Source organism: Mesorhizobium sp. P3_A9, assembly GCF_056402975.1.
The window spans coordinates 1-520 of the sequence record NZ_JBFUGJ010000845.1; the positions used below are offsets into that span (position 1 = coordinate 1).

At 63.1% G+C, this 520-nt stretch carries 2 pseudogenes; one reads left to right on the forward strand and one right to left on the reverse strand.

The window, feature by feature from the left end:
- Nucleotides 1–214: pseudogene (locus AC1DX0_RS37060) on the forward strand (carbohydrate kinase); the annotation flags it as partial.
- A gap of 56 nt (nt 215–270) precedes the next feature.
- On the opposite strand, the pseudogene AC1DX0_RS37065 reads toward AC1DX0_RS37060, so the two are convergent.
- A pseudogene (locus AC1DX0_RS37065) lies at nt 271–520 on the reverse strand (alanine racemase); the annotation flags it as partial.

Below are 520 nucleotides of genomic sequence, written 5' to 3' on the forward strand. Positions count from 1 at the left end.
CAACCGGCTTTTCGTCCGCATGCTGGCGGCGGCAACGCGGCGCGCCGTCATTGCGTCAGAGGCTGCGACCGGCACCAGCATCGGCGCCGCATTGCTGGCGTCGGATCAGGCAACGGCGCAAGGCAAAGGCCAAAGAACCGAACCGCCTGATGATCCGGCCTGGGCCAGCTACGCGCGCTCATGGCACGTGGCAGTCGACGCACAAAGCGTTTGACGCAATTCAGGACGGAAAACCGTTTCACACTTTTCCTGGAATTGCTCTGGGCTAATTTACAAGATCCGCTTGCCGAAGGCCGACATGACGAAATTGACCACATCGGTGCCGATCCGAGGCTCCAGATCCGCGGTCAGCCCCGAAACATCCATCGACAACAGACCGCCGGAGAGCGCGATCGCCTCCATCGCCTGATGGGTTTCGCGCACGGTGAGGCCGCCGGAGCCAGCCGGCCAGCCGGCGAATTCGGTGACCTCAGGCGAATAGCTGACATGGAAGCCTTGCGTCCCCGAGGTGGCGATGCGG